Annotated in this window: 20 protein-coding genes; 5 read left to right on the top strand and 15 right to left on the bottom strand. The window is 58.7% G+C overall.

Features of this window, described 5'->3' with window-relative positions; genetic code table 11:
* Window positions 1-23: 23 nt before the first annotated feature.
* The 8 genes from AB4N44_RS26535 to ppsA form a co-directional block, all read right to left on the bottom strand.
* A complete protein-coding gene (locus tag AB4N44_RS26535) occupies window positions 24-1,058 on the bottom strand; it encodes an OmpA family protein (protein ID WP_126361745.1) in 1,035 nt (344 codons plus the stop codon).
* Between the two features lie 107 nt (window positions 1,059-1,165).
* Entirely contained in the window at window positions 1,166-1,756 is a 591-nt protein-coding gene (gene sigX / locus AB4N44_RS26530; protein WP_011333251.1) for an RNA polymerase sigma factor SigX, read from the bottom strand.
* Between the two features lie 90 nt (window positions 1,757-1,846).
* The gene (locus tag AB4N44_RS26525; RefSeq protein WP_007916401.1) at window positions 1,847-2,671 is read right to left on the bottom strand and encodes a mechanosensitive ion channel family protein; all 825 of its coding nucleotides are present in this window, start codon (window positions 2,669-2,671) and stop codon (window positions 1,847-1,849) included.
* Window positions 2,672-2,673: 2 nt separating this feature from the next.
* Window positions 2,674-2,922 carry a hypothetical protein gene (locus AB4N44_RS26520; protein WP_008076827.1) on the bottom strand — a complete coding sequence of 83 codons (249 nt, stop codon included), beginning with the start codon at window positions 2,920-2,922 and terminating at the stop codon, window positions 2,674-2,676.
* 63 nt (window positions 2,923-2,985) lie between these two features.
* Complete coding sequence (locus tag AB4N44_RS26515; RefSeq protein WP_460111411.1) at window positions 2,986-3,981, bottom strand: zinc transporter ZntB; 996 nt, start codon at window positions 3,979-3,981, stop codon at window positions 2,986-2,988.
* Between the two features lie 22 nt (window positions 3,982-4,003).
* Window positions 4,004-4,495 (bottom strand): ribonuclease E activity regulator RraA, encoded by a 492-nt coding sequence (gene rraA / locus AB4N44_RS26510; protein ID WP_160038931.1) that lies wholly within the window; start codon window positions 4,493-4,495, stop codon window positions 4,004-4,006.
* Window positions 4,496-4,720: 225 nt separating this feature from the next.
* Window positions 4,721-5,710 (bottom strand): alpha/beta fold hydrolase, encoded by a 990-nt coding sequence (locus AB4N44_RS26505; RefSeq protein WP_150751637.1) that lies wholly within the window; start codon window positions 5,708-5,710, stop codon window positions 4,721-4,723.
* A 183-nt stretch (window positions 5,711-5,893) separates the two neighbouring features.
* Window positions 5,894-8,269, bottom strand: coding sequence for a phosphoenolpyruvate synthase (gene ppsA / locus AB4N44_RS26500; protein WP_127926486.1), 2,376 nt, complete (start codon window positions 8,267-8,269; stop codon window positions 5,894-5,896).
* A gap of 174 nt (window positions 8,270-8,443) precedes the next feature.
* Between ppsA and ppsR the strand changes: the two genes are divergently transcribed.
* The gene (gene ppsR, locus AB4N44_RS26495; RefSeq protein WP_007916411.1) at window positions 8,444-9,262 is read left to right on the top strand and encodes a posphoenolpyruvate synthetase regulatory kinase/phosphorylase PpsR; all 819 of its coding nucleotides are present in this window, start codon (window positions 8,444-8,446) and stop codon (window positions 9,260-9,262) included.
* Window positions 9,263-9,376: 114 nt separating this feature from the next.
* On the opposite strand, the gene AB4N44_RS26490 is transcribed toward ppsR, so the two are convergent.
* Window positions 9,377-10,786, bottom strand: coding sequence for an aminotransferase-like domain-containing protein (locus AB4N44_RS26490; protein WP_460111414.1), 1,410 nt, complete (start codon window positions 10,784-10,786; stop codon window positions 9,377-9,379).
* 114 nt (window positions 10,787-10,900) lie between these two features.
* Between AB4N44_RS26490 and AB4N44_RS26485 the strand changes: the two genes are divergently transcribed.
* Window positions 10,901-11,806, top strand: a complete 906-nt coding sequence (locus AB4N44_RS26485; RefSeq protein WP_174245107.1) for a DMT family transporter — start codon at window positions 10,901-10,903, stop codon at window positions 11,804-11,806.
* On the opposite strand, the gene prpD is transcribed toward AB4N44_RS26485, so the two are convergent.
* From prpD to AB4N44_RS26455, 6 genes are all read right to left on the bottom strand, one after another.
* Window positions 11,799-13,283 (bottom strand): 2-methylcitrate dehydratase, encoded by a 1,485-nt coding sequence (prpD, locus tag AB4N44_RS26480; protein WP_460111415.1) that lies wholly within the window; start codon window positions 13,281-13,283, stop codon window positions 11,799-11,801. The genes AB4N44_RS26485 and prpD overlap by 8 nt on opposite strands.
* A 486-nt stretch (window positions 13,284-13,769) precedes the next feature.
* Complete coding sequence (gene prpF, locus AB4N44_RS26475) at window positions 13,770-14,960, bottom strand: 2-methylaconitate cis-trans isomerase PrpF (RefSeq protein WP_460111417.1); 1,191 nt, start codon at window positions 14,958-14,960, stop codon at window positions 13,770-13,772.
* Window positions 14,961-15,014: 54 nt separating this feature from the next.
* A complete protein-coding gene (acnD, locus tag AB4N44_RS26470; protein ID WP_460111419.1) occupies window positions 15,015-17,609 on the bottom strand; it encodes a Fe/S-dependent 2-methylisocitrate dehydratase AcnD in 2,595 nt (864 codons plus the stop codon).
* Between the two features lie 200 nt (window positions 17,610-17,809).
* Window positions 17,810-18,937, bottom strand: coding sequence for a bifunctional 2-methylcitrate synthase/citrate synthase (prpC, locus tag AB4N44_RS26465; RefSeq protein ID WP_127926479.1), 1,128 nt, complete (start codon window positions 18,935-18,937; stop codon window positions 17,810-17,812).
* A gap of 119 nt (window positions 18,938-19,056) precedes the next feature.
* Window positions 19,057-19,947, bottom strand: coding sequence for a methylisocitrate lyase (gene prpB / locus AB4N44_RS26460; protein ID WP_007916432.1), 891 nt, complete (start codon window positions 19,945-19,947; stop codon window positions 19,057-19,059).
* Window positions 19,944-20,666, bottom strand: a complete 723-nt coding sequence (locus AB4N44_RS26455) for a GntR family transcriptional regulator (RefSeq protein ID WP_172828118.1) — start codon at window positions 20,664-20,666, stop codon at window positions 19,944-19,946. Before AB4N44_RS26455 ends, prpB begins: the two co-directional genes overlap by 4 nt.
* A gap of 406 nt (window positions 20,667-21,072) precedes the next feature.
* On the opposite strand from AB4N44_RS26455, the gene rloA reads away from it, so the two are divergent.
* Genes rloA through AB4N44_RS26440 form a run of 3 tightly spaced genes read left to right on the top strand, consistent with a single transcriptional unit; the run spans window position 21,073 to window position 24,136 of the window.
* On the top strand, window positions 21,073-21,609 hold the full coding sequence (gene rloA, locus AB4N44_RS26450) for a retropepsin-like aspartic peptidase RloA (RefSeq protein ID WP_016983749.1): 537 nt from the start codon (window positions 21,073-21,075) through the stop codon (window positions 21,607-21,609).
* A gap of 5 nt (window positions 21,610-21,614) precedes the next feature.
* Window positions 21,615-23,150, top strand: coding sequence for an osmotic stress tolerance membrane protein RloB (rloB, locus tag AB4N44_RS26445; protein ID WP_008080999.1), 1,536 nt, complete (start codon window positions 21,615-21,617; stop codon window positions 23,148-23,150).
* A complete protein-coding gene (locus AB4N44_RS26440; protein WP_016983747.1) occupies window positions 23,150-24,136 on the top strand; it encodes an alpha-L-glutamate ligase-like protein in 987 nt (328 codons plus the stop codon). The genes rloB and AB4N44_RS26440 overlap by 1 nt, the downstream gene beginning before the upstream one ends.
* Window positions 24,137-24,440: the final 304 nt, after the last annotated feature.

Raw genomic sequence — 24,440 nt, 5'->3', positions numbered from 1 at the left:
GCTTTTCTCAGAGCGGCAGCTAATTACTTAGCTTGAGCTTCAACCTGCGCTTCTACGCGACGGTTTACAGCGCGGCCAGCGTCAGTTTTGTTGTCAGCAACTGGGCGGGATTCGCCGTAGCCAACAGACTGAACGCGGGACGATTCAACACCGTACTGGTTGGTCAGAACTTGCTTAACGGCGTTTGCACGACGCTCGGACAGTTTCTGGTTGTAAGCGTCAGGACCGACGGAGTCAGTGTGACCTTCAACAGTAGTGGTGGTGGATGGGTACTGCTTCATGAAGTCAGCCAGGTTCTTGATGTCGCCGTAGCTGTTTGGCTTCACAACCGACTTGTCGAAGTCGAACTTAACGTCCAGCTCAACACGAACAACTTCAGCAACTGCTGGGCAGCCGTCAGCGTCAACAGTTACGTTGGCTGGGGTGTCCGGGCACTTGTCAACGTTGTCGCAAACGCCATCGTTGTCGCTGTCGGAGCAGACTTCAGCTGGTGCTGGAACTGGAGCAGCAGCAGGCTTGGAGCCGCCACCGAAGTTCACACCGATACCAACGCTAGGAGCCCACTCGGTGTCGCCCTGGTCGATGTTGTACTGAGCTTCAACGCCGGCACGAGCGTAGAAGTTCTCGGTGAAGTACAGCTTGGCACCGCCACCAACGTTAGCGAAGGTAGAACGGTTACGACCGTTCGAACCGTTCTGGTCGATGCTCTGGTCGGAGAAACCGGCCGAGACGTATGGACGCAGCATGTCGCCTGGGTTGTTGAAGTGGTACAGAGCGTCCAGAGCGGTGTTAGCGCCTTTTACGTTCTTGCCATCATCGGCACGTACGTTGTGCACTTCGTCGTAGCCCAGACGCAGTTCAACGTCGTCGGTCAGGAAGTAACCGATCGAGCCGCCGAACAGGTTGCCGTTGTTCTTGAAGTTACGAGCGCTGTCGAATTGTTCTTTCTTTGCGAAGCCTTCGATTTCAACTGCGCCTTGGCCTTGTGCCAGAGCGCCGAACGAAGTGGCGGCAATCAGAGAACCAATGGCCAAGCCCAAGGTGTTTTTCAGTTTCATCCGTTAAATCCCCATCTGGTGATTGTGAAGCAGTCCCGCAAACCGGGGGACAACTCGGCGGCAAGTCTATCAGAACTTGCCTACACGTAAGAGATATTTGCGCTGAACTAAGTTTCAGCAATGCCTGCAAATTTCTCACGCAATTTATCTAGAGCACGTTTGTAACGCATTTTTGTCGCACTCAAACCCATGTGCATGATGTCTGCGATCTCCTGAAATTCCAGCTCTGCGACAAATCGTAGCACCAGAATTTCACGGTCAATCGGGTTCACATACACCAGCCAGCGATCAAGCCCGCCCTTCTCCTCGGGTTTCGGCGCCTTTTCTTCGGACGCTTCCTCGAGGGGGTCAAGACTCAATGCGTCCATCAAGCGACGCTTTCGCCGTTCCTTCCGATACTGCGTAATACATTCGTTGTACGTGATGCTGTAGAGCCACGTTTTGAACTTCGATTTCCCCTCGAAGTTCTTCAGGCCATACAGCACCTTCAACATGACTTCCTGACAGACATCGTCTGCGTCGCGATCGTTCCCAAGATATCTCGCACAAACGTTAAATAATGTTCGCTGGTAACGCCGCATCAGTTCTTCATAGGCGCGCGTTACGTGAAACAGCTCGGTATGCGAGCGCGCGACCAACTCCTCATCAGAGAGCTCGCGGGGGTCGTAGCGCGTGGATAGCGTTTGGGCTTTATTCAAAACAAGTCGTGCCGACAGTCAGGTCAATGTCCACCGCGACCAGCATCAGCTGGCATTTCGCGGCGGCATACATTAGCAGGGTTTGCCGGATTAGCGGCTACTCACATGCTGTTCCAGCAGGATCCGATTGGAAAGAGAGACTAGCTCACCCTCATCGGTCAGCAATGTGGTTTTCACCGTGCCGATCTCCTCGATCTGCCCTTCGACCTCGCCAACACGCACTTGTTGCCCAACCTGATACAACTCACGCACATAGATTCCCGCAAGAATCTGACCGGCAATTTCCCGGCTTCCCAAACCCATGGCCAGCGCAACCGCCAGACCAACGGTAATCAAAACGATGACAATCACATGGTTCAGCAGGTCGGTCTTGACCTCTAGCTGACTGATCGCGACCGAGATGCTGATGATGATCACCAGCCCCTGGGCAATTCGCCCAAGCCCCGAAGCGTAGTCCAGGCCCACACCTTCTGCCGCCCCGCGCACCAGCCCGTTGGCCAATTGCGCAAGCAATACACCCACCAGCAACACCAGCGCCGCGCCGAATACTTTCGGCAAATAGAGCGCCAACATATCCAGCGTAGCTGAAACTCGCTCAAGGCCAAGGGATTCTGCTGCCGAAACCAGAAAGATCAGCAGAACGAACCAGTAGACGATTTTGCCGATAAGGGTCGAGATCGGCACTTGCAGGCCGGCCCGCGACATTAATTTGGTCAGGCCGGTGCCACCCATCAGGCGATCGAGGCCGAGTTTGGCGAGCAGTTTGGAGAGCAAGGTATCGAGCAGCTTGGCCACGACGAAACCCAACAGCAGCACGACCAGTGCGCCGAACAGGTTCGGAATGAAGTTGGCTACTTTGGTCCACAACGCAGTCATTGCAGTGACGAGGCTCTGAGTCCAGAGGTCGAGTTCCATATTCAATCAGCCTTATCAGCAGTGCGAGCGGTAGGTTTACGAAGACGGGAAACCGGCGAGACATGGGCCGAGCCGTTATTCAGGGCGATCATCAGCGCGGGCAGCCAGCGGCCCAGCAGGCTGAACAGATCACCGGCGCCAACCTGGCGGTTGGCGGTTTTGAGTACGCGGCCCAGACAGGCATCGTCGTCGCGGCTGGACGGCGAAGCGTTGAGCATGTCGCGCAAAGACTGTTCAAACGGATCGTGCATACGCACCTCTCGTGATGTCTGTGAAAGACGCGGGCAGATTTGGTCGGGTCACATGCGCCATTTTCAGACCCAGCGCAAACGACGGAATAACCACCACTGACCGAAGGCCAGAGCGAGCACCGTCAAGCAGGCGATCAGGAAGCCATAAGGGCTGCTGGAGAATGGAATTCCGCCAACGTTGATGCCCAGCAGACCGGTGATGAAACTCATCGGCAAAAAGATGCAGGTGATGATCCCGAAGCGGTACATCGTGCGATTCATGCGCTCGCTCAAACGCCGGTCTTCCGCCTCCAGCACAAGCCCCACGCGCTCCCGGGTCAATTCGAGCTCTTCGAGATAGCGGGTCAGGCTGTTGTTCAATTCGTTCCAGTAATCGGCATCGCCATCGACAAACCAAGGCAGTTTTATCCGCGTCAGTTGTCCGAAAATATCCCGCTGCGGCGCAAGAAAACGCTTCAACCCAGCGGCCCTGCGCCGGATGTGCAAAATGGCACCATGCTCGGGGGTATACCGTTCGTCGGCATCCATCTTTTCTTCTTCCTCATCGGCGATTTCCGAGAGGCAGGTGACCAGATCCTGCACCTTGTTGGTGAGGAACTGCGCCAGATAAAGAATGAGTTCAGAAGCCGTTTTCGGGCCTTTGCCGTCCGCCAATTGCACCAACAATTCATCAGTGGCACGCAAAGGACGCAAACGCAGGGAAATCACCCGCGGGGCGGAAGCGAAAATCCGCACCGAGACCATGTCTTCCGGCTCGGCACCCGGGTTGAGATTGACGCCGCGCAAGAACAACAGCAATTCGGAATCGGGCAACGGCAACAGGCGCGGTCGAGTGTTCTCTTCCAGCAGCAAGTCGCAGGTGAATTCATTTAGGCCGCTGGATTTGCGCAGCCAGGTCTGGGTTTGCGGATGGCTGCGATCCCAATGCAGCCACAGGCTTTCATGGGCCTGCAGCTGCAAATCGTCGAGCTCAGTCCGGGCTATCGAACGCGCACCGCCTTTACCGTCCAGCACCAGGGCATGCACCAGCCCCCATTGCGCGTTTTCTTCCTCGAACATCCGCATCCCTTTGTCGAAAATCTTATTCAGGCATTTTCAGCGGGCTCGGCGAGACGATCACGCCGTTATTGTCCGCATAAATGTAGTGGCCCGGGTGGAACGTCACGCCGGCAAACGTCACCGCGACGTTGAGGTCACCAATGCCGCGTTTTTCGGTTTTCATCGGGTGGCTGGCCAGCGCCTGCACGCCCAGATCGGTCTGGGCAATGACGTCGACGTCACGGATGCAGCCGTAGATCACCAGCCCTTCCCAACCGTTTTTAGCGGCTTTCTCGGCGATCATGTCGCCCAGCAATGCACGTCGCAGCGAACCGCCGCCATCAACCACCAGCACCTTGCCGTTGCCTTTGAGTTCGGCTTGTTCCTTGACCAGCGAGTTGTCTTCGAAGCATTTGATGGTCACGATTTCGCCGCCGAATGAATCACGGCCACCGAAATTGCTGAACATCGGTTCCAGCACCTGCACCAGCTCCGGATAGGCGTCGCACAGGTCAGGCGTAAGGTAATGGTTCATCGAAAAACTCCTGTAAAAAGCAAGACGATCAAGGATGCCGCGTTCTGAAGAGACGAGCTCCGGTGGTCGCTGTTTACCTTAGCTCATTGAATGTTCGCTGAATGGACCTGAACAAACGCTGAAACGTAATCGCTAAACTGCCACCGAATATGACCAGAACCGCACAATTCGTCATATCTTAGCCGCAAGCCGACCTGAACGAAATGCCCTTTACCCAGCCCCGTCTCAGACCGCAGCAGCCAGATCAGGCTTCTCGCCCAGTAACGGCGTTTGCTGATCGTTCAACCAGCGCGCTACCAACGGCCACACTTCATTCTGCGCCGCTTTGCTCACCAACATTTCAACATGACCGAAATTATCGGTGAAACCCTGCTCGCGCCCCAGATTGACGAATTGCTTGTGCTCGGAGCCGATCTGTTCGAACAGTTTGCGACAGGCCCAGGCCGGATCCTGATGATCCCCCGCCGCCGTCACTGCCAGCACCGGCACCTTGACGTCGGCCAGACCCGCCCACCAATCCTTGTCCTTATCACCAAAACGGCCGAACAAGCCGTACCAGCGCATGCTTTCCAGCGCCAGGCCGATCGGTTCATCTTCCGGGCCTCGTTTAAGCCGCGAACCCGACAATTGCGCAAAGCGCTTGAGAATAAAGCGCCCGCTCCACTCGACCGGCGGGATTTTCAGCGGCCAGTAAGTACGGCTGACCTGGGTGCCGAAAAATGCCGCCGAAGCCACCGCCGGCTCGCCAAGATATTCGCCACCGAGTGCCGCCGCCAGGGTGATGCCGCCCAGCGAATGGCCGATCCAGTGCGGAATCTGCCCGCTCTGCTCACGCACGAACGCGGCAATCGCCGGCAGATCGTAACGGGCGTAGTCGGCGACACGGTTGCGCCGGTATTCCTCGTTGCGCTGCGACAAACCGTGACCGCGCATCTCCGGAATCCACACGTCGAACCCAAGTCGCGTCAGATACGCGCCCAGGCCCAGGCCTTTCGGTGAAAACCAGAAACGTCGATTGGAAAAACTGCCGTGCAGCAAAATCACCGGCACACCGCGAGGCGCCGAGTCATCGGCCATGCCCAACCGGGTCACAGCGATTTCCACGGACCAGTCGGGGCTGTTGCCGGGTTTCAGGCGATACACGTCTTCGCTCAGATCGCCGCGCCGTTCGGCGCTGATCAGGGCGACAGGAAATAGGTCACTGCTGCTTTGCATAATGCTCTTGCACAAAAAAGGGCGGCATCTACAGGAGCCCGCCCTACTTGAATCTCAAAACCCGCCTCCTGTGGAAGCGAGCCTGCTCGCGAAAGCGGAGTGTCAGCCAATATCCATGGCGGATGTTGCTCCGTCTTCGCGAGCAGGCTCGTTCCCACAGGGAACGGGCCGTTCACATACTTATCAGGCCGGCGCTTGGCCTTCCGCCAGGAAGAACCAGGTTTCCAGCACGGTGTCCGGGTTCAGCGACACGCTTTCGATGCCCTGCTCCATCAGCCACTTGGCCAGATCCGGGTGGTCGGATGGACCCTGACCGCAGATACCGATGTACTTGCCGGCCTTGTTGCACGCGGCAATCGCGTTGGCCAAGAGCTTCTTGACCGCCGGATTACGCTCGTCGAACAGGTGCGCGATGATACCGGAATCGCGATCCAGGCCCAGCGTGAGCTGAGTCAGGTCGTTGGAACCGATCGAGAAACCGTCGAAGAATTCGAGGAATTCTTCAGCAAGGATCGCGTTGGATGGCAATTCGCACATCATGATCACGCGCAGACCGTTCTCGCCGCGCTTCAAGCCGTTTTCGGCGAGCAGATCCACCACTTGGCTGGCTTCGCCGAGGGTACGGACGAACGGCACCATGATTTCGACGTTGGTCAGGCCCATTTCGTTGCGCACACGCTTCAGCGCGCGGCATTCAAGCTCGAAGCAGTCGCGGAACGATTCGCTGATGTAACGCGAAGCGCCACGGAAGCCCAGCATCGGGTTTTCTTCTTCCGGCTCGTAGAGCTTGCCGCCGATCAGGTTGGCGTATTCGTTGGACTTGAAGTCCGACAGACGCACGATGACTTTCTTCGGTGCAAACGCGGCAGCGAGGGTGCTGATGCCTTCAACCAGTTTCTCGACATAGAAACCGACCGGATCGTCGTAACCAGCGATACGCTTGTCGACGCTTTCCTTGATTTCCTGCGGCAGACCGTCGTAGTTCAACAGCGCTTTCGGGTGTACGCCAATCATGCGGTTGATGATGAATTCCAGACGGGCCAGGCCGACACCGGCGTTCGGCAACTGCGCGAAGTCGAAGGCGCGGTCCGGGTTGCCGACGTTCATCATGATCTTGAACGGCAGCTCCGGCATGGCGTCGACGGAGTTCTTCTTGATGTCGAAACCCAGCTCGCCTTCGAAGATGTAACCGGTGTCGCCTTCGGCGCAAGACACGGTCACGCCCTGGCCATCCTTCAGCAGTTGGGTGGCGTTGCCGCAACCAACCACAGCCGGAATACCCAGCTCGCGAGCGATGATCGCTGCGTGGCAGGTACGACCGCCACGGTTAGTGACGATGGCGCTGGCGCGCTTCATGACCGGTTCCCAGTCCGGGTCGGTCATGTCGGAAACCAGCACGTCGCCCGGCTGGACTTTGTCCATCTCGGAGACGTCCTTGATGATGCGCACTTTACCGGCGCCGATGCGCTGGCCAATCGCACGACCTTCCACCAGCACGGTGCCGGTTTCTTTCAGCAGGTAACGTTCCATGACGTTGGCCTGGGTGCGGCTTTTCACGGTTTCCGGACGGGCCTGCACGATGTACAGCTTGCCGTCGTCACCGTCCTTGGCCCACTCGATGTCCATCGGGCAGCCGTAATGCTTTTCGATGATCATCGCTTGCTTGGCCAGCTCGCTGACTTCAGCGTCGCTCAGGCAGAAACGTGCACGATCAGCCTTGTCGACATCGACAGTCTTGACCGAACGACCGGCCTTGGCCTCGTCGCCGTAGATCATCTTGATGGCTTTGCTGCCCAGGTTACGACGCAGAATCGCCGGACGACCGGCCTCCAGCGTGCCCTTGTGGACGTAGAACTCATCCGGGTTGACCGCGCCTTGTACAACGGTTTCGCCCAGACCGTAAGCGCCGGTGATGAACACCACGTCACGGAAACCGGATTCGGTATCGAGGGTGAACATCACGCCGGCAGTGCCGGTTTCCGAACGCACCATGCGCTGCACGCCAGCCGACAGGGCGACCAGTTTGTGGTCGAAGCCCTGGTGCACGCGGTAGGAAATCGCACGGTCGTTGAACAGCGAAGCGAACACCTCTTTGGCGGCGCGGATAACGTTTTCCACACCACGGATGTTCAGGAAGGTTTCCTGCTGACCGGCGAAGGAGGCGTCCGGCAGGTCTTCGGCGGTAGCGGAAGAACGCACGGCCACGGCCACGTCAGGGTTGCCGGCCGACAGCGCGGCGAACGCGGTGCGGATCTCGGCATTCAGTTTTTCGGGGAATTCGGCTTCCATGATCCATTGACGGATCTGCGCGCCGGTCTTGGCCAGGGCGTTGACGTCGTCGACGTCGAGCGCGTCGAGGGCCTGGTGGATCTGGTCGTTGAGGCCGCTCAGTTCGAGGAAATCACGATAGGCCTGAGCCGTCGTGGCGAAGCCGCCGGGGACCGAAACACCGGCGCCTGCCAGGTTACTGATCATCTCGCCCAGGGATGCGTTCTTGCCCCCCACATGCTCAACATCGTGTTTGCCGAGCTTATCGAGGGAAACTACGTACTCTACCAAGGTGATCTCTCCACTAACTGTGTTGGAAAAGCTCAGAAACCGGCGGCCCGGGGGAGCCTTGGCCGGTTGTATGGCCTGGACCTGGAAAATAAGTGAGAATGCTGGCCATTGGCGGCCGGCAAATCGCGCCTATCATATCCAAGATTGATGACTAGCTTAAGGCCCAAGGTGCAAATGAAACGATCTGCTTTCTTCATCTCCGATGGCACCGGCATCACTGCCGAAACCCTGGGTCAAAGCCTCCTGGCGCAGTTCGAAAACATTACCTTCAGCAAATTCACGCGACCGTACATCGACAGCGTGGATAAAGCGCGAGCCATGGTACAACAAATCAACAAAGCCGCTGAAACCGACGGCTTCCGTCCGATCATCTTCGACACCATCGTCAATCAGGACATCCGTGAGATTCTCGCAACGTCCAATGGTTTCATGATCGACATTTTCTCGACCTTCCTCGCCCCACTGGAGCAGGAACTGACCGAGCATTCTTCCTATACCGTCGGCAAATCCCATTCGATCGGGCACAACTCCAATTACATGGAGCGCATCGAGGCGGTTAACTTTGCCCTCGACAACGACGACGGCGCGCGCACGCACTATTACGACAAAGCCGATTTGATACTAGTGGGCGTGTCGCGATGCGGCAAAACGCCGACGTGTCTGTACATGGCCATGCAGTTCGGCATCCGCGCGGCCAACTATCCGCTGACCGAAGACGACATGGAGCGTCTGACCCTGCCTACTGCCCTGCGCGCGCATCAGCACAAGCTGTTCGGCCTGACCATCGACCCGGACCGCCTCACCGCGATCCGCAACGAGCGCAAGCCCAACAGCCGCTATTCGAGCTACGCCCAGTGCGAATTCGAAGTGCGTGAAGTGGAGAATCTGTTCCGCCGCGAAAACATCCCCAACATCAACTCCACCCATTTTTCGGTGGAAGAGATTTCGGCGAAGATTCTGGTGGAGAAAGGTGTGGAGCGGCGGTTCAAATAGATTTGTGGTGTCTGGGCTGACGCTTTCGCGAGCAGGCTCGCTCCCACAGTTTGATCGCGTTTATCCCGTTGAAATGCGGTCGAATGTGGGAGCGAGCCTGCTCGCGAAGAACGATTACACGGTGTCTGTTAATGCCTTGGCCAGAGCTTCAAAACCTGCCAGCAACAACCGATCATCCCCCACCGCATTACACACACTTACCCGAATGAACTGCGGCACCGCTGAATGCCCGACCGCAAACACCTCGGCGGTGGCTACCAGATAGTTGTTTTCCTTCAACTCCGCCGCAATCTGCGACGCCCGCCACAGCTCAGGCACCTCCACCCAGAAATGCGGACTGTAAGGGTGAGTCTTGTAATTCAAACCCTGCAGAACAGGCGCCACCAACGCTTTGCGCCGAGCGATCTCGCTGATCTGCTCGTCCAGCAAACGCTCGGCCATGCCGCTTTCGATCCACAGGCTCGCCACTTCCATCGATAACGGATTGGCCATCCAGCAGGTGGCGCGGATGGCGGCACTCAAACGCCCGATCAACGCTTGCGGCGCGTGCAGATAACCAACGCGCAAACCCGCTGAAACAGCCTTGCTCAAACTGCCGATCAGCACTGAACGCTCCGGCGCAAAATAACTGAGCGGCAACGGGCGCTGGCGATCCAGCACAGCGTGGGCTTCATCTTCGATGATCAACAAGTTGTGCTGGCGACAGAGCTCGGCGAGCGCCTCGCGCCGTGGGATCGACATCACAGCGGCTGTAGGATTCTGGATCGTTGGGGTGCAATACAGCGCTGAAACACGATGCTGACGGCAAATGTCCTCCAGCGCCGACGGTAAAAGCCCTTCGTCGTCCATCGCCGCGCCAATGAGCTTTATCCCGAGCTGGCGTGCGACGCCAATCAATCCGGGGTAGGACAAATGCTCGGTGACCACCGTGTCGCCGGCCTTGAGCAGGCCCATCAGTGCGCACAACAGACCATGCTGGCCACCGTTGACGCACAACACCTGATCGACGTGCGGCACAAACGCCTCGTGCTGCAGCCAGACCGCACCCGCCAATCGGTGCCGTGCCAGCCCACCTTCAGCGGTGTACCCGGTCAATTGCTGCAACACCCGCGGATCGCTGGCCAGCTCCTGCAGGCTCTGGCTCATGAACGCCGCTTCTTGCGCTGGAATCGGTTGATTGCGGCTCATGTCGAAACAGGCTGACGGCTCATCACTGACATTGCGAAAGCCTTTGTCCTGCGGCCGCTCCATCCCGCGCTGACACACATAGGTGCCATCTCCTACGCGAGCCACCACCAATCCGACACGCTCAAGTTCACCGTAGGCACGGCTGATGGTGCCGATGGTCACCCCCAGGCTGTCCGCCAGCAAACGGTGCGGCGGCAACTTGCATCCCGCATCGATGACGCCCTCATCGATGGCTTGCGCGACTGCATCCGCCAGACGTTTGTACTTCACGCCCACGCCGTTGACGAGGCCATCGCGAAGGATTGACACCATGGCAATACTTACTTTGACAGTCATTGTCACCCCGAATAGCGTGCTTAAAACAGGTTCAATCAGGAATAGACCGTTTCCGCGATCAGGTCAATTCCACCGTTCGGAGCACGCCGCATGTCGACCGCCGTCAGCACACCGATGAACATCAGCAAACCCTGGCTCGCCGGATTGATCACCAGTACCTTGTTTCTGATCGTCTGCCTGAGTTGGGGCACGACGTGGCTGGGTATCAAGATTGCGGTGGAAAGCGTGCCACCGCTGACCGCCGCCGGGCTGCGTTTTCTGATCGCTTTTCCGCTGTTCCTGAGCTTCGCGCTGTTGCGCAAGGAACCGCTGTTTTTTCCAAAGCAAAGTCGCTGGTTCTTTGTGTTCGTCACGCTGTCGTATTTCAGCCTGCCCTACTACCTGCTCAACTACGGCGAGATGCACGTGTCATCGGGCCTGACCGCCCTGCTGTTCAGTTGCATGCCAGTTTTTATCCTGCTGTTCTCGGCGCTGTTTCTGCGCGAGAAAATCTACCCGTCGCAAATGCTCGGCATCGCGATTGGCTTTGGCAGTCTGTTCATGATTATTCGCAGTCAGGGTCTGCATCTGGATCAGGCGGAATGGCTTGGCGTACTGGCAATTCTGTGTGCAGCGGTGATGCATGCGCTGTGCTACGTGGTGACGAAAAAACACGGCAGCGCGATCAGCGTGATCACCTACAACACGCTGCCGATCGGCATTGCCGGCCTGATGTTATTTATTGTCGGTCTGAGCATTGAGACGCCGGCGTTCAGTGACGTCAGCGCCCGCTCGTGGGGCGCCCTGCTGTATCTCGGGTTGGTGGCATCGGTGGGTGGATTCATCGTTTACTTTTTGCTGCTTAAACGCTTGAGCCCGATCATCCTGTCGTTCGTGTTTATCATTTTCCCGGTGTTCGCCGTGATCATCGGCGCCTGGTACGAAGGGCAAACCCTGTCCCGGGAACTGATGATCTATTCGGCGATTTTGTTGAGCGGTTTTGCGATCACCAAATTGCCTGTGGAAAAGTGGTTCAGATAACCAACATATCCACAAAGCGGTTAACAGCCGTTGCTTCAAGCAGCGCCTGATCCTTGCACAACGCGAAGATCTCGCTGCTGCGCTGACCGGTGAAGCGCGTGGCCAGGTTGGCTTTGAACTTGTCCTCCAGCAACGGAATGCCCTCGGCACGGCGCCGGCGATGGCCGATCGGGTATTCCACCACGACGTTTTCGGTGCTGCTGCCGTCCTTGAAAAAAACTTGTACGGCGTTGGCGATCGAACGTTTGTCGGCCTCGAGATACTCGCGGGTGAAACGTGGCTCTTCGACGATGACCATTTTTTCGCGCAGCACATCAATGACTGGATGCGCCCGGTGGAAATCGTCTTCGTACTGCTCGGCGACCAGATTGCCGAACGCCAGCGGCACGGCGGTCATGTACTGGATGCAGTGGTCGCGGTCGGCGGCGTTGGCCAGCGGCCCGACCTTGGAAATGATGCGAATTGCCGATTCGTGGGTGGTGATGACGATCTTGTCGATCTCGTGCAGACGATTGCGCACCTGCGGGTGCAAGGTCACCGCCGCTTCGCAGGCGGTTTGCGCGTGGAACTCGGCGGGAAAGCTGATTTTGAACAGGACGTTTTCCATCACGTAACTGCCGAACGGCCGCGAAAAACTGAAAGCGCGTTTATCTTCCGGTTTCAGCGCCAGATCGCTATTGGTGTGGCTGAACAGTACGTCATAAAAGCCCCACTGTTTCGCAGTCAGCACGCCGGGAATACCCATTTCGCCGCGCATGGCGATGTCGCCCAGACGCACGCCACGACTCGTCGCATCCCCGGCCGCCCAGGACTTTCGCGAACCGGCATTCGGCGCATGACGATAGGTGCGCAGTGCCTGACCGTCGGCAAACGCATGGGACAACGCCGACAACAGTTGCTCGCGATTGGCGCCCATCAGTTTGGCGGTAACGGCGGTCGAGGCGACTTTCACCAGAATGACGTGATCGAGTCCTACCCGGTTGAAGGAGTTTTCCAGGGCAATCACGCCTTGTATCTCGTGAGCCATGATCATTGCTTCGAGGACATCACGAATGGTCAGCGGCGCTTCAGCATTGGCCAGACGCTTCTGCGAGAGGTGATCGGCCACCGCAAGAATGCCGCCCAGGTTGTCCGATGGATGGCCCCATTCGGCGGCGAGCCAGGTGTCGTTGTAGTCGAGCCAACGGACGATGCAGCCGATGTCCCACGCGGCTTTCACCGGGTCGAGGCGATAAGACGTACCCGGGACTCGCGCACCAAACGGCACGACGGTGCCTTCGACGATTGGGCCGAGATGCTTGGTGCATTCGGGAAAGCGCAGTGCCAGCAGGCCGCAGCCCAGCGTGTCCATCAGGCAGTTGCGGGCGGTGTCGAGAGCTTCGGTGGAGGTGACTTTGAAGGTGAGGACGTAGTCGGCGATGTCCTGCAGGACATGGTCGTAGTCGGGGCGGTTGTTCAGGTCGACGTTGGCGCTCATTGCGGTTCTCCTGTGCGGGAATGATGAGTGGGTGCGGTCTTCCTCAGGGCTTGGCGGGTTTGGGTGATTGCAGGTCTGGGGTGCCTGCTTGTTTTGTGTTTCTTCTGTGGGTGGGCCCCTCACCCTAGCCCTCTCCCGAGGGAGAGGGAACCGATTGGGGGATGCTGTAGAGGTTCACCGACGTGAACGATCGCCATTGAATCCATAATCGATCTGGTCAATGCACAATTTCAAACACCTCGGTCGGCCCCTGAATCCATAATCGACTCGATCTTTCAGGTCGATGTACTACTCCAGACACCTCGATCGGCTCCTGAATCCATAATCAACTCGTTCTTTCAGGTCGATGTACAACCCCAGACACCTCGGTCGGCCCCCTGAATCCATAATCGACTTGATCTTTCAGGTCGATGTACAACCCAAGACACCTCGGTCGGCCCCCTCTCCCTCTGGGAGAGGGCTGGGGTGAGGGTGAAAAATCTCAAATCAGAAAGAATCACCCGGGATGCGCACGTAGCCTTCCATGAGAACGCGTGCGCTACGGCTCATGATGGCTTTCTTCACCACCCACTCGCCGTTTTCCAGACTGGCTTCAGCGCCAACACGCAACGTTCCGGACGGATGTCCGAAGCGCACGGCATTCCGTTCAACGCCACCCGCCGCAAGGTTCACCAACGTGCCGGAAATCGCTGCCGCCGTACCAATCGCCACCGCCGCCGTGCCCATCATCGCGTGATGCAACTTGCCCATCGACAACGCCCGCACCAGCAAATCCACGTCACCAGCGCCAACCGCTTTACCACTCGACGCCACGTAATCCACAGGCTTGGCAACGAACGCGACTTTCGGCGTGTGCTGCCGTTTCGCCGCTTCATCAAGATTAGCAATCAGTCCCATGCGCAGCGCGCCATAAGCCCGAATCTTCTCGAACATCTGCAGCGCTTGCGGATCGCTGTTGATCGCACTTTGCAGCTCAGTGCCGGTATAACCAATGTCTGCGGCGTTGACGAAAATCGTCGGGATGCCGGCGTTGATCATGGTCGCCTTGAACGTGCCAACGCCCGGCACTTCCAGCTCATCGATCAGGTTGCCGGTAGGAAACATCGAACCACCGCCACCCTCTTCTTCCGCCGCCGGGTCCATGAATTCGACTTGTACTTCAGCAGCCGGAAAAGTCACGCCATCGAGTTCGAAATCACCGGTTTCCTGCACTTCGCCGTTGGTGATCGGCACGTGGGCAATAATCGTTTTGCCGATGTTGGCCTGCCACACGCGCACCACCGCGACACCGTTGTGCGGAATGCGGCTGGCATCGACCAGGCCATTGCTGATGGCGAACGAACCGACCGCTGCCGAGAGGTTGCCGCAGTTGCCGCTCCAATCCACAAAGGGCTTGTCGATGGAGACCTGACCGAACAGGTAATCGACGTCGTGATCAGCCTTGATGCTTTTCGACAGGATCACGGTTTTGCTGGTGCTCGACGTCGCGCCGCCCATGCCGTCGATTTGTTTGTCGTACGGGTCGGGACTGCCGATCACGCGCAGCAATAAAGCGTCGCGAGCCGGACCGGGAATCTGCGCCGCTTCAGGCAGATCCTTGAGGCTGAAAAACACGCCTTTGCTGGTGCCGCCGCGCATGTAGGTGGCGGGGATTTTTATTTGTGGTGCGTGAGCCATATTGCTCCTTACCGAAAGCATGGGACTTAAAATCCCATGCCCGCATCAGTTGATTTAAACGGCAACCGCCGACTCTTCAAGGAAGTCCTGAGCGAAGCGCTGCAACACGCCGCCGGCCTCGTAGATCGATACTTCTTCAGCGGTATCCAGACGGCAGGTCACCGGCACGTCAACGCGCTCGCCGTTCTTGCGATGGATCACCAGCGTCAGGTCCGCGCGCGGTTTGCGCTCGCCGATCACGTCATAGGTTTCGCTGCCGTCGATGGCCAGCGTGTGACGGTCAGTGCCCGGCTTGAACTCCAGCGGCAACACACCCATGCCCACCAGGTTGGTGCGGTGAATGCGCTCGAAACCTTCTGCGGCAATCGCCTCGACGCCAGCCAGACGCACACCTTTTGCCGCCCAGTCGCGCGACGAACCCTGACCGTAATCGGCGCCGGCAATGATGATCAGCGGCTGCTTGCGTTCCATGTAGGTTTCGATGGCTTCCCACATGCGCATCACTTTGCCTTCCGGCTCGACACGCGCCAGCGAACCCTGTTTGACCTTGCCGTTTTCCACGACCATTTCATTGAACAGTTTCGGGTTGGCAAACGTTGCACGCTGCGCGGTCAAGTGGTCGCCACGGTGCGTGGCGTAAGAGTTGAAGTCCTCTTCCGGCAGGCCCATTTTCGCCAGGTATTCACCGGCGGCGCTGTCGAGCATGATTGCGTTGGATGGCGACAGGTGATCGGTGGTGATGTTGTCCGGCAGCACCGCCAGCGGGCGCATGCCCTTGAGCGGACGCGCGCCGGCCAGTGCGCCTTCCCAGTACGGCGGACGGCGGATGTAGGTGCTCATATCACGCCAGTCGTACAGCGGAGTGACTTTCGGGCCGGTGTCTTCGTGGACGGCGAACATCGGAATGTAGACCTGACGGAACTGCTCAGGCTTGACCGAAGATTTCACTACGGCGTCGATTTCTTCGTCGCTCGGCCAGATGTCTTTCAGGCGGATTTCTTTGCCGTCCACGACACCGAGCACGTCTTTTTCGATATCGAAGCGGATGGTCCCGGCAATCGCATAGGCGACCACCAGCGGCGGCGACGCGAGGAACGCTTGCTTGGCGTACGGGTGGATGCGGCCGTCGAAGTTGCGGTTGCCCGAGAGCACGGCGGTCGCATACAGATCGCGGTCGATGATCTCCTGCTGGATCACCGGATCGAGCGCACCGGACATGCCGTTGCAGGTAGTGCAAGCGAAGGCGACGACACCGAATCCGAGCTGCTCCAGCTCCGTGGTCAGCCCTGCTTCGTCGAGGTACAGCGCCACGGTTTTCGAGCCCGGCGCCAGCGAGGATTTCACCCATGGCTTGCGGGTCAGGCCGAGTTTGTTGGCGTTGCGCGCGAGCAGGCCGGCGGCGATGACGTTGCGCGGGTTACTGGTGTTGGTGCAACTGGTAATGGCGGCGATGATCACTGCGCCGTCGGGCATTTGTCCCGGCACGTCATCCCACTGGCCGGAGATGCCTTTGGCGGCCAGATCCGCCACCGCGACGCGGGCGTGCGGGTTGCTCGGGCCGGCCATGTTGCGCACCACCGAGGACAGATCGAAAGTCAGACCGCGCTCGTATTGCGCGCCTTTCAGGCTGTCTGCCCACAGGCCGGTGAGCTTGGCGTACTGCTCGACCAACTGCACTTGCTGGTCTTCGCGACCGGTGAGTTTCAGGTAATCGATGGTTTGCTGATCGATGTAGAACATCGCCGCCGTGGCGCCGTATTCCGGGGCCATGTTGGAGATGGTCGCGCGGTCGCCAAGGGTCAGCGCCGCTGCGCCTTCGCCGAAGAATTCCAGCCATGCGCCGACGACTTTCTGTTTGCGCAGGTATTCGGTCAGCGCCAGCACCATGTCGGTGGCGGTGATGCCCGGTTGCAGCTTGCCGGTCAATTCGACGCCGACGCTTTCCGGCAGGCGCATCCACGAGGCGCGACCGAGCATCACGCTCTCGGCTTCGAGACCGCCAACGCCGATGGCAATCACGCCCAAAGCATCGACGTGCGGGGTGTGGCTGTCGGTGCCGACGCAAGTGTCGGGGAACGCCACGCCCTCACGCACCTGGATCACCGGAGACATTTTCTCCAGGTTGATCTGGTGCATGATGCCGTTGCCCGGTGGGATCACGTCAACGTTCTTGAAGGCCTTTTTGGTCCAGTTGATGAAGTGGAAACGGTCTTCGTTGCGACGGTCTTCGATGGCGCGGTTTTTCTCGAACGCCTGCTTGTCGAAACCGCCTGCCTCCACTGCCAGCGAGTGGTCGACGATCAATTGCGTCGGCACTACCGGGTTGACCTGCGCCGGGTCACCGCCCTGCAAGGCGATCGCGTCGCGCAGGCCAGCGAGGTCGACCAGCGCGGTCTGACCGAGAATGTCGTGGCAAACCACACGCGCCGGAAACCACGGGAAGTCGAGGTCGCGTTTGCGTTCGATCAGTTGCTTGAGGGAATCGGTAAGCGTGGCCGGGTCGCAGCGACGCACGAGGTTTTCCGCCAGCACGCGGGAGGTGTACGGCAGGGTGTCGTAACTGCCGGGCTGAATCGCTTCGACCGCCGCACGGGCGTCGAAATAATCCAGAGGGCTGCCGGGCAGGGTTTTGCGAAATTCTGTGTTCATCGGGTCAGGACTCGGGTCACGGTAGTTTCAAAGGGTGGCTGACACAAACCTGAGTTACACACCATCCACTGTGGGAGCGAGCCTGCTCGCGAAAGCGGTAGATCAGTCGACATCGATGGTGAATGTCAGTCCGTCTTCGCGAGCAGGCTCGCTCCCACAGGGTCTAGCGGTGTTTTCCGGGATCGCGTCAGCTCACCATTTCAGCGACGTTCGATTGGCACGAACTTGCGCTGTTCGACGCCGACGTACTCGGCGCTTGGACGGATGATGCGGTTGTTGGCGCGTTGTTCGAACACATGCGCAGCCCAGCCAGTCAGGCGCGAGCAGACGAAGATCGGCGTGAACAGCTTGGTCGGGATGCCCATGAAGTGGTACGCCGAGGCATGGTAGAAATCGGCGTTGGGGAACAGTTTTTTCTGCTCCCACATGGTCTTGTCGATGGCTTCGGAAACCGGGAACAGCACTTTGTCGCCGACTTCATCCGCGAGTTTTTTCGACCAGCCCTTGATCACCTCGTTGCGCGGATCGCTGTCCTTATAGATCGCGTGGCCGAAGCCCATGATCTTGTCCTTGCGCTCAAGCATGCCGAGGGTGCCTTTGATCGCCTCTTCCGGCGACGAGAAGCGCTCGATCATTTCCATCGCTGCTTCATTGGCGCCGCCGTGCAACGGACCGCGCAGCGAACCAATAGCGGCAGTGACGCAGGAATACAGATCGGACAGCGTCGATGCACAAACACGGGCGGTGAAGGTCGAGGCGTTGAATTCGTGCTCGGCATAAAGGATCAGCGAGACGTTCATCACTTTCACGTGCAGTTCGCTCGGCTTCTTGTCGTGCAGCAAGTGCAGGAAGTGGCCGCCGATGGTCGGCTCGTCGCTGACGCAGTTGATGCGTTTGCCGTCGTGGCTGAAGCGATACCAGTAGCACATGATCGCCGGGAATGCGGCCAGCAAGCGGTCAGTTTTGTCGCGCTGTTCGGAGAAGTCTTTCTCCGGCTCGAGGTTGCCGAGGAACGAGCAACCGGTGCGCATCACGTCCATCGGGTGGGCGTCGGCGGGGATGCGTTCGAGCACTTCTTTCAGCGCTTGCGGCAGGTCGCGCAGCTTGCTCAGTTTGCCTTGGTATTCGTCGAGTTGCGCCTTCGTCGGCAGCTCGCCGTAGAGCAGCAGGTAAGCGACTTCTTCAAATTGCGCATCGGCAGCGAGTTCGCGCACGTCGTAACCGCGATAGGTCAGCCCGGCACCGGCCTGGCCCACGGTGGACAGTGCGGTTTGCCCGGCGACCTGGCCACGGAGCCCGGCGCCACTGAGTACTTTTGCTTCGGCCATTGTGTTCTCCAATCTTGAATTTGTTAGGGAGTGTGGCGAAAAGATCGCAGCCTCGTTGCACTCGACAGCTCCTACAGGGAGCTGTGTAGAAGCTGCCGCAGGCTGCGATCTTTTGATCTTTATTTCTTGGCGGCAAACAACGCATCGAGTTTCTGCTCGAAGGTGTGGTAATCGATGCGATCGTAAAGCTCCATGCGAGTCTGCATGGTGTCGATGACATTCTGCTGCGTGCCGTCGCGACGGATCGCGGTGTAAACGTTTTCGGCAGCCTTGTTCATCGCGCGGAACGCCGACAGTGGATAGAGCACCAGCGACACGTCGGCGCCGGCCAGTTGCTCGGTGGTGTACAGCGGTGTCGAACCGAACTCGGTGATGTTGGCCAGAATCGGCGCTTTCACACGGTTGGCGAACAGCTTGTACATCTCCAGCTCAGTGATCGCTTCCGGGAAGATCATGTCAGCGCCAGCCTCGATGCACGCCGCTGCGCGATCGAGTGCCGATTCCAGACCTTCCACCGCCAGCGCATCGGTGCGCGCCATGATCACGAAGCTGTCATCGGTGCGGGCATCGACGGCGGCTTTGATGCGGTCGACCATTTCCTGCTGGCTGACGATCTCTTTATTAGGACGGTGGCCACAGCGCTTGGCGCCGACCTGATCCTCGATGTGAATCGCCGCCGCGCCGAACTTGATCATCGATTTGACCGTGCGCGCGACGTTGAATGCCGAGGAACCGAAACCGGTGTCGACGTCGACCAGCAGCGGCAGATCGCAAACGTCGGTGATGCGGCGCACGTCGGTCAGCACGTCATCCAGACCGGTGATGCCCAGATCCGGCACGCCGAGCGAGCCTGCAGCCACCCCGCCACCGGACAGGTAGATCGCCTTGAAACCGGCGCGTTTGGCCAGCAGCGCGTGGTTGGCGTTGATTGCGCCGACCACCTGCAATGGATGCTCGCTGGCGACCGCATCGCGGAAACGCTGGCCTGGAGTGCTGTGCTTGGAACTCATGACTCACCTCGTTCAGTGGCTGTCTTATTGTGGGCGCCGTCCTGGTAATGACGGGCGATGTTGCGTTTCGAGGCGCCGATGTGACGGCGCATCAACAATTCCGCGAGCTCGCCGTCACGGTCGGCGATGGCATCGAGAATCCGGTGGTGTTCGGCGAAGGCTTGGCGCGGGCGGTTCGGCGTGGTGGAAAACTGGATGCGGTACATGCGCACCAGTTGATACAACTCGCCGCAGAGCATCTGCGTCAGCGTGCGGTTGCCGCTGCCCTGGATGATCCGGTAGTGGAAGTCGAAATCACCTTCCTGCTGGTAATAGCCGACACCGGCCTGAAACGCCGCATCGCGCTCATGTGTTTCCAGCACCCGGCGCAGTTCGTCGATTTCTTCGACGCTCATGCGTTCGGCTGCCAAACGGCAGGCCATGCCTTCGAGGGATTCGCGGATTTCGTAGAGTTCGAGCAATTCGGCGTGGCTGAGCGACACCACCCGCGCGCCGACGTGCGGTACCCGCACCAACAGGCGCTGGCCTTCCAGACGGTGGATCGCCTCCCGCAATGGCCCCCGGCTGATGCCGTAGGTGCGCGCCAGCTCCGGCTCGGAGATCTTGCTGCCCGGGGCGATCTCGCCTTTGACGATAGCCGCTTGAATGCGCCGGAAGACGTTTTCCGAAAGTGTCTCGGAATCGTCGCCGCTGATGACCGGGGGATCGAGTTGATCCAGCATGATTGTCGACACCTTTAAATCCGATGCGGCAAAAACTAGCCAATTAGCCCGCATCAGTCAAAGGATAAATAGGTATTGTCGACAATCGTCTAATAACCGTAGGCAATCTCCCATTGGTCGATTAATCCCTGTGGGAGCGAGCCTGCTCGCGAAAGCGTACTGTCAGTCAGCATCTGCATGGGATGACGCACCGCCTTCGCGAGCAGGCTCGCTCCCACAGGGTTCCCAAAGGGGTATAGACCGGCTCGGGCGCTGGCGCCATAAAACCACCGTGCTAGAATGCCGCCCGCATTTGCTGGCCATTTGTACGGCTTGTCATAAAAAGCTGCCAGGCACACGAAGGGTCTTGCGCAAGTATTGCCAAGGACCTGAACCGAAAACGGAACGCTGCGCACCAGGATTTATGAGACTCAAGCCCTTCCCCACATTTTTTGCCCTGTTTTGCCTGCCCGGCCTCGCCGCCGCGGGGGAGAAAACCGTGTACGGCCTCAACGAATACGCTTCGCTTGACGGCATCAACCTCGAAGTCGCGGCCAAACTCGACACGGGCGCGAAAACCGCCTCGCTGAGTGCCCGCGACATCAAACGCTTTAAACGCAACGGTGAGTCCTGGGTACGTTTCTACCTGGCGATAGACGCTGCGCATTCACACCCGATCGAACGGCCGCTGGCCCGGGTCAGCAAGATCAAGCGCCGTGCTGGCGACTACGACCCGGAAGAAGGCAAGAAGTACACCGCCCGTCCGGTGATCGAGCTGGATATCTGCATGGGATCAGCGATGCGCAGCATCGAAGTGAACCTGACCGACCGAAGTGCGTTCCAATATCCGCTTTTGATTGGCTCCGAGGCGCTTAAACGCTTCGACGCGCTGGTCGATCCAAGTCTTAAATACGCTGCCGGCAAACCCGCCTGCACCATCGCCGCTCATACCGCCGAGTAATTTCCATGCGTTCTCTAACCTTCCACCTGAAAATCCTGATCACCATTCTGGTGCTGCTGGGCGTTTCGGTTACGGCCTATCAGATTTTCGTGCTCGGCATCCCGGTAACCGAAGACGCCACCGACGACTTGTGGAACATCGACGCCAAGGTCGAGTTCGTCGCCAGCACCAAGGATCCGGTGAAGATCCAGATGTTCGTGCCACCGTTGAGTCGCGATTACGTCAGCCTCAACGAGAGCTTTATCTCCAATAACTACGGCGTTGCGGTGAACCGCGTCGATGGCAACCGCAAGGTCACTTGGTCGGCACGCCGGGCCAAGGGCAACCAGACCCTTTATTACCGTCTGGTGCTGACCAAGCGCTACACCGCGGAAAAAACCAAGATCAAAGGCCCGACCTTCCGCGACAGCATCGCCATCGAAGGCCCGGAGAAAATCGCCGCCGAAGCCCTGCTCGCGCCGATCCGTCAGCACTCGGCCGACGTCGAAACCTTCATCGGCGAAGCGATCAAACGCGTCAACAACCTCAACGATGACAACGTCAAGCTGCTGCTGGCCGGCGATCCGTCGACCGCGCACAAAGCCAAAATAGTCGAGCTGCTGCTGTCCATCGCTCACGTGCCGGTGGAAAAAGTCCACACCATCCGCCTCGTCGCCGACCAGCCGCAAATGCCTGAACTGTGGCTGCGCAGCTTCAACGGCAACGACTGGCTGTACTTCAACCCGGAAACCGGCGAACAAGGCCTGCCGACCGACCGTCTGCTGTGGTGGACTGGCGATGAAAACCTGATCACCGTCGACGGTGGCAAGAAAGCCAACGTGACCTTCAGCCTGAACAACAGCGAGATGAACGCGATTCGTCTGGCCAAGCTGACCGACGAAAACACCGACGCCAACTTCCTCGAATACTCGCTGTACGGCTTGCCGCTGCAGACCCAGCAGACCTTCATGATCATGGTGATGATCCCGATCGGCGTGCTGGTGATCCTGATCCTGCGCAACCTGATCGGCCTGCAGACCCTCGGCACGTTCACCCCGGTGCTGATCGCCCTCGCCTTCCGCGAAACGCAGCTGGGTTTCGGCATTCTGCTGTTTACCGTGATCACCGCGCTGGGCCTGTCGTTACGTTCGTATCTGGAACACCTGAAGCTGCAAATGCTGCCGCGACTCTCGGTGGTGTTGACCTTTGTCGTGGTGTTGATCGCGGCGATCAGCCTGTTCAGCCATAAGCTCGGGCTGGAACGTGGTCTGTCGGTGGCGCTGTTCCCGATGGTGATTCTGACCATGACCATCGAACGCCTGTCGATCACCTGGGAAGAACGTGGTGCCAGCCATGCGATGAAAGTCGCGATTGGTACACTGTTCGCGGCGTCTCTGGCGCACTTGATCATGACCGTGCCTGAGTTGGTCTACTTCGTGTTCACCTTCCCGGCGATCCTGCTGATTCTGGTTGGTTTCATGCTGGCGATGGGGCGTTATCGCGGTTACCGCCTGACCGAACTGGTGCGCTTCAAGGCGTTCCTGAAGAAGGCTGACGCCTGATGTTCGGTTTCTGGAAGACCTGGAAGGCGCTAGAGGCGCGGGGCATCATGGGCATCAATCGGCGTAATGCCGACTACGTGCTCAAGTACAACAAGCGCAGCCTGTACCCGATCGTCGATGACAAGATCATCACCAAGGAACGTGCCATCGAGGCCGGCATTCACGTGCCGGAGTTGTATGGCGTGATCTCCACCGAAAAGGAAATCGACAAGCTCGGCGAGATCATCGGCGGGCGCAGCGACTTCGTGATCAAACCGGCCCAGGGCGCTGGCGGTGACGGCATCATTGTCATCGCCGACCGTTTCGAGGGTCGCTATCGCACGGTGTCGGGCAAGATCCTTGCCCACGAAGAGCTTGAGCATCACATCTCGAGCATCCTCACCGGTTTGTATTCGCTGGGCGGCCACCGCGATCGGGCGCTGATCGAATACCGGGTGACCCCGGACCAGATCTTCAAAAGCATCAGCTACGAAGGCGTGCCGGACATCCGCATCATCGTGTTGATGGGCTATCCGGTGATGGCGATGCTGCGTTTGCCGACCCGGCAGTCCGGCGGCAAGGCCAACCTGCACCAGGGCGCCATCGGCGTCGGCGTGGATCTGGCCACCGGTTTGACGTTGCGCGGCACCTGGCTGAACAACATCATCACCAAACACCCCGACACCACCAACGCGGTGGACGGCGTGCAACTGCCCTACTGGGACGGTTTCATGAAGCTCGCGGCAGGCTGTTATGAGCTGTGCGGGCTGGGCTATATCGGTGTGGACATGGTGCTCGATCAGGAGAAAGGCCCGCTGATTCTCGAGCTCAATGCGCGGCCGGGGCTGAATATCCAGATTGCCAATGACTGTGGGCTGACGTTGCGCACGCACGCGGTGGAAGCGCGACTGGAAGAGCTGAAGGCGCGTGGGGTGACGGAGACGGTTGAAGAGCGGGTTGCGTTTACTCAGGAAATGTTTGGGCATATTCCTGCGGTCGAAGGCTAAGAGCTGAAAAACTAAAAGCCCCTCACCCTAGCCCTCTCCCAGAGGGAGAGGGGACTGACCGAAGTGGATGTTCGAGGTACGCCGACCTGAACGTCTTGAGTCGAACTCAGGCCTTGAAAAGCATGAAGATCGGCTCCCTCCCCCAAGATATCGAGCCGAACCCAAGTTTTGAAAAGCCCCCGATCTGCCCCCTTTCCCCCTCGCCCCCTTGGGGGAGAGGGTTGGGGTGAGGGGGAGGCTTTTGACTTTGATCTGGCATCGGAGAGGACTACAATCCCCTCCCCGCCTCAACGGCCGATCTGCC

It is taken from the genome of Pseudomonas sp. S3_C06 (assembly GCF_054667675.1).
This window is presented reverse-complemented; position numbering and strand designations above follow the sequence as displayed.

Coding starts and splice junctions, on each gene's coding strand:
- prpF (WP_460111417.1), bottom strand. CDS start 14,960: ATGGCTCACGCACCACAAATAAAAATCCCCGCCACCTACATGCGCGGC.
- AB4N44_RS26490 (WP_460111414.1), bottom strand. CDS start 10,786: ATGACTGTCAAAGTAAGTATTGCCATGGTGTCAATCCTTCGCGATGGC.
- AB4N44_RS26535 (WP_126361745.1), bottom strand. CDS start 1,058: ATGAAACTGAAAAACACCTTGGGCTTGGCCATTGGTTCTCTGATTGCC.
- AB4N44_RS26440 (WP_016983747.1), top strand. CDS start 23,150: ATGTTCGGTTTCTGGAAGACCTGGAAGGCGCTAGAGGCGCGGGGCATC.
- AB4N44_RS26515 (WP_460111411.1), bottom strand. CDS start 3,981: ATGTTCGAGGAAGAAAACGCGCAATGGGGGCTGGTGCATGCCCTGGTG.
- rloA (WP_016983749.1), top strand. CDS start 21,073: ATGAGACTCAAGCCCTTCCCCACATTTTTTGCCCTGTTTTGCCTGCCC.
- prpB (WP_007916432.1), bottom strand. CDS start 19,947: ATGAGTTCCAAGCACAGCACTCCAGGCCAGCGTTTCCGCGATGCGGTC.
- prpC (WP_127926479.1), bottom strand. CDS start 18,937: ATGGCCGAAGCAAAAGTACTCAGTGGCGCCGGGCTCCGTGGCCAGGTC.
- acnD (WP_460111419.1), bottom strand. CDS start 17,609: ATGAACACAGAATTTCGCAAAACCCTGCCCGGCAGCCCTCTGGATTAT.
- AB4N44_RS26505 (WP_150751637.1), bottom strand. CDS start 5,710: ATGCAAAGCAGCAGTGACCTATTTCCTGTCGCCCTGATCAGCGCCGAA.
- prpD (WP_460111415.1), bottom strand. CDS start 13,283: ATGAGCGCCAACGTCGACCTGAACAACCGCCCCGACTACGACCATGTC.
- AB4N44_RS26485 (WP_174245107.1), top strand. CDS start 10,901: ATGAACATCAGCAAACCCTGGCTCGCCGGATTGATCACCAGTACCTTG.
- rloB (WP_008080999.1), top strand. CDS start 21,615: ATGCGTTCTCTAACCTTCCACCTGAAAATCCTGATCACCATTCTGGTG.
- rraA (WP_160038931.1), bottom strand. CDS start 4,495: ATGAACCATTACCTTACGCCTGACCTGTGCGACGCCTATCCGGAGCTG.
- AB4N44_RS26525 (WP_007916401.1), bottom strand. CDS start 2,671: ATGGAACTCGACCTCTGGACTCAGAGCCTCGTCACTGCAATGACTGCG.
- AB4N44_RS26520 (WP_008076827.1), bottom strand. CDS start 2,922: ATGCACGATCCGTTTGAACAGTCTTTGCGCGACATGCTCAACGCTTCG.
- ppsR (WP_007916411.1), top strand. CDS start 8,444: ATGAAACGATCTGCTTTCTTCATCTCCGATGGCACCGGCATCACTGCC.